This is a genomic window from Pseudomonas citri (genome assembly GCF_025336485.1).
GTDB lineage: Bacteria > Pseudomonadota > Gammaproteobacteria > Pseudomonadales > Pseudomonadaceae > Aquipseudomonas > Aquipseudomonas citri.
Window position 1 is genome coordinate 125,269 of the sequence record NZ_JAODAB010000005.1, and the last position, 16,408, is coordinate 141,676.

Genomic DNA, 16,408 nt, shown 5'->3' on the forward strand with positions numbered 1-16,408 from the left:
TGCTGCGCCGCGGGATCGGGATGACGTCCCAGCGTACCCGTGAGCGTTTGATCCAGCGGCTGTATGAAGAGGGCCTGTCCAACGCCCAGGTGCTGGAAGTGATTCGCCGCACGCCACGGCATCTGTTCGTCGATGAAGCCCTGGCTCATCGCGCTTATGAAGACACCGCGCTGCCAATCGGCCACAACCAGACCATCTCCCAGCCTTATATGGTGGCCCGCATGAGCGAGTTGCTGCTGGAGGCGGGGCCGTTGGACAAGGTGCTGGAGATCGGTACCGGTTCGGGCTACCAGACGGCGGTGTTGTCGCAGCTGGTGGAGCGAGTGTTTTCCGTTGAGCGGATCAAGGTCCTGCAGGATCGCGCCAAGGAACGCCTGGTGGAGCTGAACCTGCGCAACGTGGTGTTTCGTTGGGGGGACGGTTGGGAAGGCTGGCCGGCGCTGGCGCCGTATAACGGCATCATTGTGACTGCCGTGGCCACCGACGTACCCCAGGCACTGCTCGATCAGCTCGCCCCCGGCGGGCGCTTGGTGATCCCAGTGGGGGCCGGAGAGGTTCAGCAGTTGATGCTGATCGTGCGTGAAGAGCATGGCTTTTCGCGACACGTCCTGGGGGCGGTGCGTTTCGTACCGCTGCTTAATGGGCCGTTGGCCTGAGCATTAATAAACAGCCGCTGAATTCCTCGATGCCGGCTATGTCCTACAGCGGCATCGAATGGATTGAACGGCGTTCAACAGCGGCCAGCAAACGTGTGCGAAAGCGTTTCGCGCTTCATTAATAGAAGCGCACTGGTCGCCAGCTACATTGACATGACGTCTGCCTGTACAGGCAGTTTCCAATTTTCAGCCACCACAAAGGGAGCGGCGGGTGAGTCTCACAGTCATTGCGCAGCGTATGGGTATCACGAGCTTTCAGCGCCTGGTGACTGGCCTTGTCTTGAGTACCTTGCTGGTCGGTTGTTCCAGCACGTCGTCGAATAACGTCCGGGTCGTCGATCGCAACGAGGCGGCGCCCCAGCGTCCTACAGTAACGACTGGACAGTATGTAGTCCGTCGCGGCGATACGCTGTTTTCCATCGCTTTTCGCTACGGCTGGGACTATAAGGCCCTCGCGGCGCGTAACAACATTCCTGCGCCTTATACGATTCATCCGGGTCAGACCATTCGCTTTGACGGCCGTAGCGGTTCAACGCCTACCGCAGTCGTGACGCAATCGGGTTCGACGCCTTCATCGTCGAGTAAAACCACGGTCATTCGCCGGCCGGTGGGAGGGGAAAGCGCGGCAGTACCGTCTGTCGCGGGCAAGCCCGCCCCCGTCCCGATGCCTCCCGCAGGCCCCGCCCCGACAGGCTGGGGATGGCCTTCTAATGGCGTTTTAATTGGAAAATTCTCTTCAAACGGTAGTTTGAATAAAGGAATTGATATCGCCGGAGATTTGGGACAGCCTGTTTTAGCCGCGTCTGATGGCACCGTTGTGTACGCCGGGAGTGGTTTGAGGGGCTACGGCGAACTTGTGATCATCAAACACAGCGAAACCTACGTCAGTGCCTACGGTCACAACCGCAGGCTGTTGGTTCGGGAGGGGCAGCAGGTCAAGGTCGGACAGACAATTGCCGAAATGGGGTCAACGGGTACAGACCGGGTGAAACTGCATTTTGAGATTCGCCGACAAGGTAAACCTGTGGATCCGCTGCAATTCCTGCCACGCCGTTGATTTGCTCGTCAGCCTGTTCCGTCACGTAGAGGGAACAGGCTCCAGCGTTGCCAAGGATAAAGGCGTCGCTTGAGCTTGAGGTCGAACTCACCAAAGGACTATAACAATGGCTCTCAGTAAAGAAGTGCCGGAGTTTGACATCGACGATGAGGTTCTCCTGATGGAGACCGGCATCGCTATGGATTCGATGTCGAATGATGAAGGGGCAGCATCACCTTCCGTTCGTGCCAAATCCAGACACTCCGCTTCACTTAAACAACATAAGTACATCGATTACACCCGGGCGCTGGACGCCACTCAGCTGTACCTCAACGAAATCGGTTTCTCGCCACTGCTCTCCCCCGAGGAAGAAGTTCATTTTGCGCGGCTGTCGCAAAGTGGCGATCCGGCCGGTCGAAAACGCATGATTGAAAGCAACTTGCGCTTGGTGGTGAAGATCGCCCGACGCTACGTCAATCGTGGGCTTTCGCTGCTGGACCTGATCGAGGAGGGCAACCTGGGCCTGATTCGCGCCGTCGAGAAGTTCGACCCTGAGCGCGGCTTCCGCTTCTCGACCTACGCCACGTGGTGGATTCGCCAGACCATCGAACGGGCGATCATGAATCAGACCCGGACCATCCGGTTGCCGATTCACGTGGTCAAGGAACTGAACGTCTACCTGCGGGCCGCTCGTGAGTTGACCCAGAAGCTCGATCACGAACCTTCACCGGAAGAAATTGCCAACCTGCTGGAAAAACCGGTGGGCGAGGTCAAGCGCATGCTTGGGCTCAATGAGCGGGTTTCCTCGGTGGATGTTTCGTTGGGCCCGGACTCGGACAAGACCTTGCTGGACACCCTGACCGATGAGCGCCCCAGCGACCCGTGCGAGTTGCTCCAGGATGACGACTTGTCCCAGAGCATCGACCAGTGGCTCTCCGAGCTGACTGACAAGCAACGGGAAGTGGTGATCCGACGCTTCGGCCTGCGCGGTCATGAAAGCAGCACCCTGGAGGACGTAGGCCTGGAAATTGGCTTGACGCGAGAGCGGGTCAGGCAGATTCAGGTTGAAGGTCTCAAGCGCCTGCGAGAGATCCTGGAGAAGAACGGCTTGTCGAGCGAGTCGTTGTTTCAATAGGGCTGCGCACGCTAGAGGAAAAGCCCTGATGGGTTCTTAGTGCTGTTTGCTTGAGAAAAGGCGCTTTTTCAGAGATGAAAGGCGCCTTTTTTTGGTTTTGTTTCTGGGGGCATGTATATCCGTTGCTGCGGTAACGGCGGCTGGCGGTTTCGCCCTGACGGCGACTTACTGTCTTTCAGACGCCCCGGAATGCCGGCCCAGAAGAAAGTAAGCAAAGAACGCTGCCTGCGTTCGGCCAGCGTGGTTGATGGGGCGTTGAGATCAAGATCAAAAGCCAAAGCTGACGCCGAAGCGCAGTGATCTAACTGAAGTACCGCCATCGCGAGCAAGCTTTGCTCCCACAGGGGACCTCGGTTGTTCATGAATGTTGCGTGCAACAAATGGCCTGTGGGGGGCACACGAAACTCTCAATCACTGCAGATGCTGTGGGAGCAAAGCTTGCTCGCGATCACGCCAGCCCAGACACCGCAAATCCCATGGCGAGGGATGTCTGCGCAGGTATCTTGTTCCAGTCCTGCTCTATTCGCTGGTTCGGTTTGTAAGCTTTTGCCTAGTGTTGTGTAAGCGTTCGGTTTCCACTGCGAGGGTAGATGCCTATAAAGGCTGTCATGCTTTTTTTATACTATTGATTTTTAAAGATAATTTTCTTTGTGAAAGTGCTGTGACAGAGCTTGGCGGCGATGTTCGGCGAATTGCACTCATTTAGGAAAACACTAATATCAGTCCTGTGTCGACGGACAGACACACCCGTCATGGACGATGGGGAAGGAAGGACATCGCAGGAAGCGATTCATCAGGATGATGAAAAGGATTAAAGGGATTATGGAAAAAATGTGGGCGGGTCAAACCGCCCCTTTTTTTTGCCTGCGATTTTTAGAATCCCAGGAAAGCAAAAAGGCCCGCAAAGGGCCTTTTCGATGAATGCAGAGGAAATCAGCGTTCCAGGTCTGCGATCTTGCCTGGCTTGCCGTCCCATTCTTCGGCGTCCGGCAGGGCGTCTTTCTTCTCGGTGATGTTCGGCCAGATGTCCGCCAGTTCGGCGTTCAGCTCGATGAAGTTCTCCATGCCGGCTGGCACTTCGTCTTCCGAAAAAATGGCGTTTGCCGGGCATTCCGGTTCACACAGGGCGCAGTCGATGCACTCATCCGGGTGAATGACCAGGAAGTTTGGCCCTTCGTAAAAGCAGTCCACCGGACACACTTCTACGCAGTCGGTGTACTTGCACTTGATGCAGTTGTCGGTGACGACGAAGGTCATTTCTAATTTTCTCCTCAGGCGGCGGCAGCGATGCCCCTTCACGATGGGGTCGCCAGGTTCAGGAGCGATAGTCTGCGAACCAGGCTAATAGTCCGCAGCATCCCAAACCGCGCGAGATTCTACCAGCTTGAAAGCCTGTGCGTTAGATCCGTGTCTTCAATGTATAGAGTAAATCCAGTGCCCGACGAGGGGTCAGGTCGTCCAGGTCGAGCTTGGCCAGTTCATCGAGTACCGGATGTGGCAGGCTGGCGAACAGGTCGCTTTGCTGTGGCGCGACCGCTTTGCCTTTGCTCGGGCGTGGCGTTTCGTGGGGCAGGCTGGTGGTTTCCAGGCGGCTCAGATGCTCGCGGGCACGGCTGATCACTTCGCTTGGCACACCGGCCAGTTGCGCCACTGCCAGGCCGTAGCTCTGGCTGGCCGGACCGGGCAGCACATGGTGCAGGAACACGATGCGTTCGTTGTGTTCGGTGGCGTTGAGGTGAACGTTAGCCACCAGCGGTTGGCTTTCCGGCAATACCGTCAGTTCGAAATAATGGGTGGCGAACAGCGTGTACGCCCGCAGGTGCGCCAGGCGTTCGGCCGCTGCCCAGGCCAGCGACAAACCGTCGAAGGTACTGGTGCCGCGACCGACTTCGTCCATCAGCACCAGGCTGCGTTCGGTGGCGTTGTGCAGGATATTCGCGGTTTCGCTCATTTCCACCATGAAGGTCGAGCGGCCACCGGCCAGGTCATCGCTGGAGCCGATCCGGGTGAAGATCCGGTCCACCAGGGACAATTCGCAACTGGCCGCCGGCACGAAACTGCCGATGTGGGCCAGCAGCACGATCAGTGCGGTCTGGCGCATGTAGGTGGATTTACCGCCCATGTTCGGACCGGTGATCACCAGCATGCGGGTGTTGTCGTCCAGGCTCAGGTCGTTGGCCACGAACGGTGTGGTCAGCACTTGCTCGACCACTGGGTGACGGCCCTGACTGATGCGCATGCACGGCTCGCTGACGAAACGCGGGCAGTTGAGGTCCAGGTTCAGGGCGCGTTCGGCCAGGTTGCTCAATACGTCCAGTTCCGCCAGGGCGGCGGCGGTGTCCTGCAACGGCGGCAGTTGGCTGATCAAATCTTCGAGCAGCGCTTCGTAGAGCATTTTTTCCCGGGCCAGGGCGCGGCTCTTGGCCGACAGCGCCTTGTCTTCGAATGCCTTGAGTTCCGGGGTGATGAAACGCTCGGCGCCCTTGAGGGTCTGGCGGCGGATGTAGTCGGCCGGGGCCTGCTCGGCCTGCTTGCTCGGCAACTCGATGAAGTAACCGTGGATGCGGTTGTAGCCGACCTTGAGGTTGGCCAGGCCGGTGCGGGCTTTTTCCCGGGCTTCGAGGTCGATCAGGAACTGGCCGGCGTTTTCGCTCAGCGATTGCAACTCGTCGAGTTCGGCGTCGTAGCCGGTCTTCAGCACGCCGCCGTCACGGATCACCGCTGGTGGGTTGTCGATGATGGCTTTTTCCAGCAGCGCGGCCAGGTTCGGGTAGGTGCTGGTGGTGCGCGCCAGTTGTTGCAGGTGCGGCGCTTCGAGGTCGCTCATCGCGATTTGCAGTTCGGGTAGGGCGCCGAGGGCGTCACGCAGGCGCGCCAGGTCCCGAGGACGGGCATTGCGCAGGCCGATCCGCGCGAGGATCCGCTCGATGTCCCCGATTTCCTTGAGCTGCGGTTGCAATTGTTCGAAGCGGTAACGGTCCAGCAGACAGCTGATGGACGACTGGCGCGCCAGCAGCACGGTCAGGTCGCGCAGCGGGCGATTCAGCCAACGGGTCAGCAGGCGGCTGCCCATGGCGGTTTGGCAGCGGTCGACCACCGATTGCAGGGTATTGTCGCGCCCGCCGGCCAGGTTGGTGTCCAGTTCCAGGTTGCGACGGCTCGCACCGTCCAGCACCACCGTGTCGTCCAGGCGCTCGTGACGCAGGCTGCGCAAATGGGGCAGGGCGGTGCGCTGGGTTTCCTTGGCATAGGCCAAGAGGCAACCGGCGGCACCAATGGCCAGGGTCAGGTTTTCGCAACCGAAGCCTTTGAGGTCCTGGGTGGAGAATTGTTGGCAGAGACTTTTCAACGCCGAGTCACGCTCAAAATCCCACGGCGCCCTACGACGTACGCCACGGCGCTTTTCCGCCGGCAGGTCTTTCGGCCAGTCGTCGGGGATCAGCAATTCCACCGGGTTGACCCGCTCCAGTTCCGCCAGCAGGTTTTCCCAGCCCTTGATTTCCTGGACCGAGAAGTTGCCGCTGGTGATGTCCAGCACCGCCATGCCGAACAGCCGTTCATCGCCCAGCACGGCGGCGATCAGGTTGTCCCGGCGCTCATCCAGCAACGCTTCGTCACTGACCGTGCCGGGGGTGATGATCCGCACCACCTGGCGTTCCACCGGGCCCTTGCTGGTGGCCGGGTCGCCGACCTGCTCGCAGATCACCACCGACTCGCCGAGCTTGACCAGTTTCGCCAGGTAACCTTCCGCCGCGTGGTAAGGAATCCCACACATCGGAATCGCCATGCCCGCCGATTGCCCACGCGCCGTCAGGGTGATGTCCAGTAACTTGGCGGCCTTTTTCGCGTCTTCGTAGAAGATCTCGTAGAAGTCGCCCATGCGGTAGAACATCAGCTGATCGGGGTGCTGGTTCTTCAGGCGCCAGTATTGCTGCATCATCGGCGTGTGGGAGGACAGGTCGTTCACGGCTGTATTCATTGGGGTGTCAGGCAAGCTCGTTGAAAGGTTTGGGCAAAAGGAGGGGCGGTGGCCCGGGTTTTTCGCGATGGGCGCAAGGTTAACATGGGCGGGCGGGGGGACCCAGGCGTGAGTGTGTGTTGAAACTGTTTTGCGAAGCATGGGCTAGGCAATAAAAGCCCGACACTTGGTCGGGCTTCTTTTTAAAGCTGAACGCTAGGTGCGTTTACCTCGGCTTGCATCATTACCAGACTTTGCTGCTTAGTAGCCTCTGCCAGAATCTTGCGATAAACGCGCTTTTTTTCCTTCGATTTTGCGCTACGAATAAAATCGGCAAAGGTGCTTTTGGCTCCTTTGGACAAACCTGTCTTCGTGATCACAGCGCGCTCCTAATGATTGTTCATAGGCGCTTCATTGCGAAACGCTCAAAAAAAGACCGGCAGGCCAGTGGGAGCAAGCTTCCTCGCCACAGTGGGGGTGAGGCTTGAGTGTCGAGGTGAACGATAGACCGCCATCACGAGCAAGCTTGCACAGGGGGGGGCGGCGGGCTGGGCTTTGGGTTATCTCGGCTCAACCACATCCAACGCCCGATTCGCCAGCAACTGACCCAGTTCGATCATTTGCTGGACGCCCATTGCGATGTGTCGTCGCGAGCCTTCCAGGTCGAACGCCAGGTCGCTGACCATGGCGTTGGCCGAGGCCAGGGTTTCGCTGAGGTTGGCGAGCAGGCATTCGGCGTCGATGTTGGGGGCGATGAGGTAGAGGGTGTCGAGTGTTTCGGCTGTTTCTTTGTCGGCTTTCGGCTTGAGGTAGTAGTCCAAGGCGCGGTTGGCCGCGTCGTCGAGTTTCCTGGCGTTGGCCGATTGGCTGCGGGAGACGTGATCGTCTGGGGGATTGGGTGTGTTCTTCGGCATTTTATGGATCCTTGAGGTTGAGCCACCACTCACTCGCGACTAAACGAGGGTGGCAGCTGTACGCAGGTTAGTCGACCGGGGATCCAAGGAACCGGCGCGCCCGAGGGCGCCCTGCGCACAGCCGCCGTCAAGTGCAGGAATGGGAATGCCTGACTGATGGAGCTGTGAGCACCTTGGAGTACCGAGCGACTAAACCCGATCACTGATGGGCAGTGACAGGATCAAAAGTACCGATGAGGTCCAAGACGCACAAGCCGGCGGATTCTGGCGTAGGTGTAGGCATCGGCGCAAGGCGATGTAGCCTTGCGTAGCAAATTTGTGGGACGCGGCACGGGCTTTTTCCCACGAGGTTGTAGGGGAAATTTCCAAAGTGCTGGAGGGGGAACGGGGGGGGCTGGATGAAATGGGAGCGAGCAAGCCCGCTCCCACACGCTTCAGTTCTTCGCGGTTTTTTCACCGGCTTCCAGTTTCACCGTCTCTTCCAGGGTGAAGCGTCCCAGCGGGTTTTGCTGGAAGTTCTGGATATTGCTGCGTGAAATATTGATGTAGGGGCTGTAGTACAGGTCTACCCAGTTGACGTCCTGTTTGGCCTGTTTCTGCAGTTCTTCGTAAATCTGCTTGCGTTTGGTCGGGTCGATCTCGACTCGGGCCGCGGCCACCATTTCCTTGACCTTGTCGTTACGGTAGCGGGTCATGTAGTTCATGTTGGTGTCGTGACCGAGTACGAAGGTGGTCTTCTGGTCCGGGTCCAGCACGTCGTTGGTCCAGTACATCACCGACAGGTCGTAGTCGCCATCGACCAGCATCTGCCAGCTCTGGGTCGGGTCGACTTTCTGCAGGTTGGCGGTGATGCCGACATCGGCCAACTGCTTTTGCACCAGCACGGCGATCTGTTCGTCGGCCTCGTTGCCGGCGTTGACCACGTAGTTGACCTTCAGCCCTTCGGCGCCGGCCTTTTTCAGCAGTTCGCGGGCCTTGGCCGGGTCGAAGGGACGTTGCAGGTTGTTGGCGTTGTGGTAGAGCGCGCCCTTGGGAATGTAGGAGTAGGCGACTTCGCCGTGGCCGAAGGTCACGGTGTCTACCAGCGCCTTCTTGTCGATCGCCAGGTCGATCGCCTCGCGCACTTCGACCTTGCCCAGCAAGCCTTTGTCATGGTTGATGAGCAGGTGGTCTTCACGGGTCGAAGGGTCGATGTGAATGGCCAGGTTCGGGTCTTTGCTCAGGGTATCGACGCGGGAGAAGGGCACGAAGATCGCCGAGTCCAGCTCACCGGCCTGGACCTTGAGCATGCGGGTGTTGTCGTCGGGGATGGAGATCCATTCCACGCCATCCAGGCTGACCTTGTCGGCCTCCCAGAAGTAGGGGTTCTTTTCCAGGATCACCCGGTCACCGCGCAGCCATTGCTTGACCTTGAAGGCCCCGGAAGTCACCGGCTCCTGGGCGTAGGCGTCCTCGCCGATCTTGTCCATGGCCTTCTTCGACAGGACCGCGACGTTGGCGGTGGCCAGTTGCGCGAGGAACGGCACCGATTTGTTCTTGAGGGTCACCACCAGCGTGCGGTCGTCCGGGGCTTTGGCAGTGTCGATGATCTTGTAGGAGTCGGCCCACAGCGAGCCGGGGTTGTCGCGGATGCGCAGCAGGGAGAACGCCGCATCGCTGGCGCTCAGTGGCGTGCCGTCGGAGAACTTGGCCGCGCGGATCTTGAAGGTATAGGTCAGGCCGTCCTCGGAGACCTTCCAGCTTTCGGCCAGGCCCGGGACCAGCCGGGTGCCGCTGTTGTCGACCCGGACCAGCACGTCGTAGACGTTGGCGAAGACCCAACTGTCGCGGTTCTGCGCGCTCTTGATCGGGTCGAAGGTGGTGCTCTCCTCACGGCAGCCGATGGTGAGCACGCCGGCGGCCTGGGCGGCGCCGGTGGCCAGGGTGCTGGCGGCCAGGAGGGCGGCGGTGAGTAATTTCAATGTTGCGGGTTTCATGCTCAAGCTCCGTTTGATGGTCATGGGGTGTTGTGTCAGTAAGGCGGTTGCGGATGGATGCAGGCATGGCGCCGGGCACCCTGTGTGTGGCTGGGCGGCGCGGTTTCGCGGCAGGTGGGCAGCGCCTGCGGGCAGCGTGGGTGGAAGGCGCAACCCGACGGCAGGTGCAGCGGGCTTGGGGGTTCGCCGTCCAGGGGGTGTTCTGGCAGGCGGCGGGCCGGGTCGATGTCGGCGATCGACTGAATCAGCGCGGCGGTGTAGGGGTGGCGGGGCGTGTCGAACACCTCGTCCACGGGGCCTTCCTCGACGATCTGTCCCAGGTACATCACCGCCACCCGGTCGCACAACCGGCGCACCACGCCCAGGTCGTGGGTGATGAACAGCAGCGCCAGGCCCATGCGCTCGCGCAGCGTCAGCAGCAGGTTGATGATCTGGCCTTGGATCGACACGTCGAGGGCGGCGACGCATTCGTCGGCGACGATCAGCCGGGGTTCGACGGCCAGGGCCCGGGCGATGCCGACCCGTTGGCACTGCCCGCCGCTGAGCGAGCCGGGCTTGCGGTCGGCCAGCTCGGCGCGCAGGCCCACCAGTTCGAGCAGTTCGTCGACCCGCGCCGGGATCCGCTCGGTGGGCACCTTGCGCTGCACCTGGAGGACTTCGGCGAGGATCTGGCCGATGCGCTGGCCGGGATTGAGCGCGCTGTACGGGTCCTGGAAGATCATCGCGGTCTCGCGGCGCAGGCGGGCGATATCGATCTTGCGGCCCTGGGTCATGTCGATGCCGTCGAACATCACCTGTCCGGCGGTGACCGGGTTCAGTTGCAGGATGGCCCGGGCCAGGGTGCTCTTGCCGCAGCCCGATTCGCCCACCAGGCCGAGGGTCTGGCCGGCGGCGAGGGTCAGCGAGGCCCCGTTGACCGCGTTGACCTTGCGCGGGCGCAGGCCGAACAAGCCGCTTCCGGCGGCGGAAAATTGCACATGCAGGTCTTTGACTTGCAACAGCGGGGTCATGACAGGTCTCCGGCCAGCAACGGCGTGTGGCAGGCCAGGCGGTGCCCGGGGCGGCTTTCAAGCAGCTCCGGCAGTTGCTCCCGGCACAGCGGCAGGGCCTGGGTGCAGCGCGGTTCGAAGCGACAGCCCATGGGCAGGGTATCGAGCAGGGGCGGTTGGCCGGCAATAGTGTTCATCAGCGGCGCCTGGCGTTGCGCCGCGGGGTGGCAGGCCAGCAGCCCGGCACTGTACGGATGGCGTGGATGGGCCAGCAATTGGTGCTTGTCGCCGTGCTCGCAGAGGCGTCCGGCGTACATCACGGCGATGCTGTCGCAGGTCTGCGCCACCACCCCGAGGTCGTGGCTGATCAGGATCATCGACAAGCCGCGACGGTCGCGCAGTTCCAGCAGCAGGCGCAGGATCTGTGCCTGCACGGTGACGTCCAGGGCTGTGGTCGGCTCGTCGGCGATCAGCACTTTCGGGTTGCAGCCCAACGCCACGGCGATCATCGCCCGCTGGCGCATGCCGCCGGAGAACTCGTGGGGGTAGTTGTCCACCCGGGATTTCGGATCGGGAATACCGACCTGGCGCAGCACTTCGATGGCCTCGGCGCGGGCCTCGCGACGCGAGGTGCCCTGGTGCAGGCGGATGCCTTCGGCGATCTGTTCACCGATGCGCATCAGCGGGTCCAGGTGGCTGCTGGGATTCTGGAAGATCATGCCCAGCTCACGTCCGCGCAGGCGGCGCATGCCGGCTTCGTCCAGTTGCAGCAGGTCGTGGCCCGCCAGGTGCACGGCCTTGCCCTCGATGCGCAGGTTCGGCGCCGGCAGCAGGCGCATGAGGGCGCGGCAGGCCAGGGTCTTGCCCGAACCGCTTTCGCCCACCAGGCCAAGGATCTCGCCCTCGCCAAGGTCGAACGACAGGCGCTCGACCAGGGTGATCTCGCGCCGATCGTTGCGGGCGATCACGCTCAGCTCCCGGACTTGCAGCAGCGGGGTACTCATGAGCGCTCTCCCAGGCGTTCGGCGACGCCATCGGCCAGCAGGCTGAAGCCCATGGCCAGGGTCACCACGGCCAGGCCGGGGAAGGTGCAGATCCACCAGGCGCTGGTGATGAAACTCTGGCCCTCGGCCGCCATCGAGCCCCACTCCGGGGTCGGTGGCTGCACGCCCAGGCCCAGGTAGCTGACGGCGGCGCCATTGAGCAGCACCAGCACTGCGTCCGACATGCAGAATACAACCGAGCCGAACAAGGCATTGGGCAACAGGTGGCCGAACAGCGTGCGTCGGTGGCTGAAGCCCAGGCTCCTGGCGGCCAGGGCGAAGTCGCTTTCCTTGAGCACGAGGATCTGCGAGCGGATCAGCCGTGCATAGGACACCCAGCCGACCAATGCCATGGCGATATAGAAACTGCCAAGGCCCGGGCCGAGAATGGCCATGATCGCCAGCATCAGCACCAGGAAGGGGAACGCCAGGACAATGTCGATCAGGCGCATGCAGGTGTTGTCCAGCACTCCACCGACGTAGCCGGAAATGGCGCCGAGGCAGGTGCCCAGCAGGAATGGGAAGATCACCCCGATCAGGGCCATCTGCAAGTCGATGCGCGCGCCCCAGATCACCCGCGACAGCACGTCGCGGCCGAAATTGTCGGTGCCGAAGGGGTGCGCGAGGCTGGGGGCGACCAGGCGCAGTTCGCCGTTCTGCAACAGCGGGTCGAATGGGGCGATCCACGGCGCGAACAATGCCAGCAGGCACCAACCGAGGACGATGGCCGCGCCGCAATACAAGGTCAGGCGACCGTTGCCCAGGTTCCAGCCCAGGCGCCAGCGCACGGCAAGAGCAGGGCTGTGGCTCATTGGATCTTCACCCGGGGATCGAGGGCGGTGGTCAGCACGTCGGCCAGGAAGTTCACCGCCACCGTGGCACAGGCCAGCACCATGGCCACGCCCTGGACCACCATGTAGTCGCGGGTGAAGATGCCGCGCACCAGTAACTGGCCGATGCCGGGTAGGGAGAACAGGCTTTCGATGACCACGGTGCCGCTGATCAGCCAGCCGATGTTGACCGCCAGCAGGTTGATGGTCGGTACCATGGAGTTGGGCAGAATATGACGCCGCAGCAGCGCGCCTTCGCCCAGGCCACGGGCACGGGCGGCAGTGACGTGGTCGGCCTGCATTTCCAAGAGGATGCTGGCGCGCAGGTTGCGCACCAGCACCGCCGAGAGCGCCAGGGCGATGGTCAGGCAGGGCAGCACCAGGTGATGCAACTTGTCGGGCCAGGTCTGGCCATAACCGGACACCGGGAACAGTCCCCAGTAGACGCTGAACAGCAGGATCAGCATCAGGCCCAGCCAGAAGGCCGGCAGGCCCAGGCCAGCGGTGGTGAACAGGCGGATCAGGTTGTCGGTCCAGCCGCCCTTGTGGCGCGCGGCCAGCACGGCCAGCGGCACGGCGATGAGCAGCGCCAGCAGCACGCTGCCTAGCACCAGCATCAGGGTGGGCTCGATGCGGCTGGCGATCAGGGGCAGGGCGTCGATCTTGTACAGCAGCGATTTGCCCAGGTCGCCGTTGAGCAGGTTCTTCAGGAAGTACAGGTATTGCACCCAGATCGGCTCGTCCAGGCCGAACTGGGCGCGGATCTTCTGGATCGCATCCGGCGTACTGCGTGTCCCCAGCAGCACCCGCGCCGGATCGCCCGGGATCGAACGGATCAGTACGAAGGTGATGAGGCTGATCCCCAGCAGCACCGGCAGCAGTTGCAACGGACGGATCAGGACGAACCGGTAGCGAGCCAGGTTCATCGATCAGTCCCGGTTGCGTTGCAGGAAGTCCAGCAATACCGGGAAGTACGCCTGCGGCTCCTCATAGAACGGCATGTGGCTGCTGTTGGGGAACACGTGCAGCTCGGCCCGGTCACGCAGTGCCCGTTTCATGCGCAGGGCGCAGGCGGGGGTCAGTTCGTCGTGCTGGCCGGTGGTGATCAGGACCGGCATGCGGAAGTCGCTCATCTGCTCCAGGCGGTTCCAGTCCTTGAGGTTGCCGATATAGAGGAACTCGTTGGGGCCCTGCATGGTGGCATAGGGACCCATGTTCCAGTCGTCCAGCGAGCGTTTGACTGGCGCCGGCCATTCGTCGAGGCGGCACACGTGGCGGTAGTTGAGCAAGGTGATGGCGGCCTGGTACTGGGGATGGTCGAAGTTTCCCTGGGCCTCGTAGCGCTGCATCATCGCCACGGTTTCGCTGCCCAGGGCACCGCGCAAACGCTCCAGCTCGCCGCTCAGGTGCGGGATGTCGCCGACGGTGTTTTCCAGGATGAGGCTCTTGAGCGACTGCGGATGGTGGATGGCGTATTCGATCGCCAGCCAGCCGCCCCAGGAGTGTCCGAGCATGTGCACACGGCCGAGGTCCAGGGCCTGGCGGACCTGCTCGACTTCGGCCACATAGCGGGTGATGTTCCACAGGCTGTCGTCGTCGGGACGGTCGGAGGCGCCGGTGCCCAACTGGTCGAAGGCGACCACGCGCAGGCCCTTGTCCTTGAGCCAGCCATGGGCGTCGCGAAGGTAGTCGCAGGGCAGGCCTGGCCCGCCGTTGAGGCACAGCAGCACCTCGTCCCCTTCGCCAAAGCTGTACACCACGAGATTGTGGCCATCGACCGATACGTTGAACTGCTGGTCAGGTTGTATCTCACGCCACATTGCTACTCTCCTGTTGGCCATGGCTTAGCGCTATACCGTGCACAGGAGAGTGAGCTGCCTACAAGCTAGTATTTCCTATAGGTTTTGTCTGGCAGTCCCGCGCCGAGCCATGGCATTCTACGCGCCGGATTTCAAGATGGAAATCCGCCAGGGGATACAGGGGACATACAAGGGAGCGCAAGGAATGCAGGCCAAGCTGGCGGAACTCCATGGCCGTCTGTCGTCGGGCGGCAGCCTGGACGAACAAATGGACAGCGCCGCCGACCTGGTGGCGCAATTGGGCTTCGATGCCCTGGTGTACGACTACAGTCCGGTGCCGCTGGATCACCTCGGCGAACTGATCACCCCTTCCGTGCTCAAGTTGCGCCAGACGCCGGGGGATTGGCAGGACTTGTGGTGCACCGAAGGCTTCTACCAGATCGACCCGGTGCAGCAATTGGCCGTTTCCTCCGTCGCGGCGTTCGCCTGGTCGTACGTACCCAAGGGCGAGACCGTCCTGCAGCGCCTGATCGATCACCGCCATGCGCCGGTGGTCGGCTACCTGCTCGATGCGCAGTTGGCCTGCGGCGTCACCGTGCCCCTCCATCTGCCCCGCGGTGGGCTGGCGACCCTGACCGGCCTGCGTTCCCAGGCCAGCCAGCGAGACCTGGACGATGCCCGGGCCAACCTCGCCGGCTTCAGCCTGATCGCCCATGCCTTGCAGGAGGTGGCCTATCCCTTGCTGGGCAAAGAGGCTGCCAATCGCGCCATTCGCCTGACCCCCCGCGAGCTCGAGTGCCTGCGCTGGGCGGCCGAGGGCCTGACTGCGGCGCAGATCGCCGAGCGACTGAACCGCTCGCTGGCCACGGTTTCCCTGCACCTGACCTCGGCCATGCACAAGTTGGGGGCGAAGAACCGTGTGCAGGCGGTCGCCCGGGCGGTGCATTACCGTTTGCTCGACAATTGAACGTAAATAGTCCGAAAACCTAGAGAACTCTCTAGTTATGCCCCGTCGCGCGTCGGGCTATGGTGTGCTCCATGATTCGCACGGAGCCGGATGGAATGGAACTCATCAAATCGCATGAAGGTTTTGCCCCGTTCGGCGACTACCTGACCTGGTATCGCGTCACGGGTGACCTGGATTCGGGTCGCACTCCGCTGGTTATCCTGCATGGCGGGCCGGGCTGCACTTACGATTATGTCGATGCCTACAAGGATGTCGCGGCCGGTGGCTACCCGGTCATCCACTATGACCAACTGGGTAATGGCCGTTCGACCCATCTGCCACAGATGCCTTCCTCGTTCTGGACGGTGAAGCTGTTCCTGGAAGAACTCGACAACCTGCTCGAACATCTGGGTATCAGCGACCGCTACGCCCTGCTGGGCCAGTCCTGGGGCGGCATGCTGGCCAGCGAGCACGCGGTGCTGCGTCCGGCGGGCCTGCGTTGCCTGGTGATCGCCAACTCGCCGGCCGACATGCGCACCTGGGTCAGGGAGGCCAACCGCCTGCGCGAGGAACTGCCCAAGGACGTGCAGGCCACCTTGCTGCGCCATGAAGCCGTGGGCGACTACACCGCCGCCGACTACATTGCCGCCACCCGGGTGTTCTACGATCGTCACGTGTGTCGCCTCAATCCCTGGCCGGACGAGGTGGCCCGTACCTTTGCCCAGGTCGATGCCGACCCGACCGTGTACCACGCCATGACCGGACCCAACGAGTTTCATATCGTTGGCAGCACCAAAGACTGGACCATCGTCGACCGCCTGCCGCAGATCAACGTGCCTAGCCTGTTGATCTCTGGCCGTTACGACGAAGCCACGCCGCTGGTGGTCAAGCCGTACCTGGACCTGATTCCGGGCATCCGCTGGGCATTGTTCGAGAACTCCAGCCACATGCCCCATGTGGAGGAGCGGGTGGCCTGCATGGGGACGGTGGTCCAATTCCTCGACGAGAACCTGTAGCGCTCCCAATCCCCGTGGCGAGGGAGCTTGCTCCCGCTGGCCCGGTCCGACGTCTCGGGCGAAGCAGGCCCCTTCGTCATGGGGCTTGCTGTGTTCGGTCTCGCGATGGC

At 62.0% G+C, this 16,408-nt stretch carries 16 protein-coding genes; 5 read left to right on the top strand and 11 right to left on the bottom strand.

Features of this window, described 5'->3' with window-relative positions; translation table 11 throughout:
• The first annotated feature begins 20 nt into the window (after positions 1–20).
• The 3 genes from N4Q37_RS07760 (at position 21) to rpoS (ending at position 2,827) form a co-directional block, all read left to right on the top strand.
• A complete protein-coding gene (locus N4Q37_RS07760; protein ID WP_161796107.1) occupies positions 21–656 on the top strand; it encodes a protein-L-isoaspartate(D-aspartate) O-methyltransferase in 636 nt (211 codons plus the stop codon).
• A 211-nt stretch (positions 657–867) separates the two neighbouring features.
• Complete coding sequence (locus tag N4Q37_RS07765) at positions 868–1,713, top strand: peptidoglycan DD-metalloendopeptidase family protein (protein WP_260956650.1); 846 nt, start codon at positions 868–870, stop codon at positions 1,711–1,713.
• A gap of 106 nt (positions 1,714–1,819) precedes the next feature.
• Entirely contained in the window at positions 1,820–2,827 is a 1,008-nt protein-coding gene (gene rpoS, locus N4Q37_RS07770) for an RNA polymerase sigma factor RpoS (RefSeq protein ID WP_260956652.1), read from the top strand.
• Positions 2,828–2,895: 68 nt separating this feature from the next.
• Here rpoS and N4Q37_RS07775 read toward each other — a convergent pair whose 3' ends face one another.
• The 11 genes from N4Q37_RS07775 to N4Q37_RS07825 all read right to left on the bottom strand — a co-directional run bounded on the left by N4Q37_RS07775 (position 2,896) and on the right by N4Q37_RS07825 (position 14,357).
• Entirely contained in the window at positions 2,896–3,189 is a 294-nt protein-coding gene (locus N4Q37_RS07775; protein ID WP_260956654.1) for a hypothetical protein, read from the bottom strand.
• A 571-nt stretch (positions 3,190–3,760) separates the two neighbouring features.
• Entirely contained in the window at positions 3,761–4,084 is a 324-nt protein-coding gene (gene fdxA / locus N4Q37_RS07780; protein ID WP_003184854.1) for a ferredoxin FdxA, read from the bottom strand.
• Positions 4,085–4,226: 142 nt separating this feature from the next.
• Positions 4,227–6,794 (bottom strand): DNA mismatch repair protein MutS, encoded by a 2,568-nt coding sequence (mutS, locus tag N4Q37_RS07785; protein ID WP_260956657.1) that lies wholly within the window; start codon positions 6,792–6,794, stop codon positions 4,227–4,229.
• Between the two features lie 194 nt (positions 6,795–6,988).
• A complete protein-coding gene (locus N4Q37_RS07790; protein ID WP_260956659.1) occupies positions 6,989–7,165 on the bottom strand; it encodes a hypothetical protein in 177 nt (58 codons plus the stop codon).
• A gap of 180 nt (positions 7,166–7,345) precedes the next feature.
• A complete protein-coding gene (locus tag N4Q37_RS07795) occupies positions 7,346–7,699 on the bottom strand; it encodes a DUF6124 family protein (RefSeq protein WP_260956661.1) in 354 nt (117 codons plus the stop codon).
• A gap of 434 nt (positions 7,700–8,133) precedes the next feature.
• Positions 8,134–9,675, bottom strand: a complete 1,542-nt coding sequence (locus tag N4Q37_RS07800; RefSeq protein WP_260956662.1) for an ABC transporter substrate-binding protein — start codon at positions 9,673–9,675, stop codon at positions 8,134–8,136.
• A 35-nt stretch (positions 9,676–9,710) separates the two neighbouring features.
• Entirely contained in the window at positions 9,711–10,685 is a 975-nt protein-coding gene (locus N4Q37_RS07805; protein ID WP_260956664.1) for an ABC transporter ATP-binding protein, read from the bottom strand.
• A complete protein-coding gene (locus N4Q37_RS07810) occupies positions 10,682–11,668 on the bottom strand; it encodes an ABC transporter ATP-binding protein (protein ID WP_260956666.1) in 987 nt (328 codons plus the stop codon). Before N4Q37_RS07810 ends, N4Q37_RS07805 begins: the two co-directional genes overlap by 4 nt.
• On the bottom strand, positions 11,665–12,519 hold the full coding sequence (locus N4Q37_RS07815) for an ABC transporter permease (RefSeq protein ID WP_260956668.1): 855 nt from the start codon (positions 12,517–12,519) through the stop codon (positions 11,665–11,667). The genes N4Q37_RS07810 and N4Q37_RS07815 overlap by 4 nt, the downstream gene beginning before the upstream one ends.
• A complete protein-coding gene (locus N4Q37_RS07820; protein WP_260956671.1) occupies positions 12,516–13,463 on the bottom strand; it encodes an ABC transporter permease in 948 nt (315 codons plus the stop codon). The genes N4Q37_RS07815 and N4Q37_RS07820 overlap by 4 nt, the downstream gene beginning before the upstream one ends.
• Before the next feature lie 3 nt (positions 13,464–13,466).
• A complete protein-coding gene (locus N4Q37_RS07825) occupies positions 13,467–14,357 on the bottom strand; it encodes a proline iminopeptidase-family hydrolase (RefSeq protein ID WP_260956673.1) in 891 nt (296 codons plus the stop codon).
• 184 nt (positions 14,358–14,541) lie between these two features.
• Between N4Q37_RS07825 and N4Q37_RS07830 the strand changes: the two genes are divergently transcribed.
• Together N4Q37_RS07830 and N4Q37_RS07835 are read left to right on the top strand one after the other, a co-directional pair.
• Positions 14,542–15,303, top strand: a complete 762-nt coding sequence (locus tag N4Q37_RS07830) for a LuxR family transcriptional regulator (RefSeq protein ID WP_260956675.1) — start codon at positions 14,542–14,544, stop codon at positions 15,301–15,303.
• A gap of 95 nt (positions 15,304–15,398) precedes the next feature.
• Complete coding sequence (locus N4Q37_RS07835; RefSeq protein ID WP_390897910.1) at positions 15,399–16,298, top strand: proline iminopeptidase-family hydrolase; 900 nt, start codon at positions 15,399–15,401, stop codon at positions 16,296–16,298.
• The last annotated feature ends 110 nt before the right edge of the window (positions 16,299–16,408 follow it).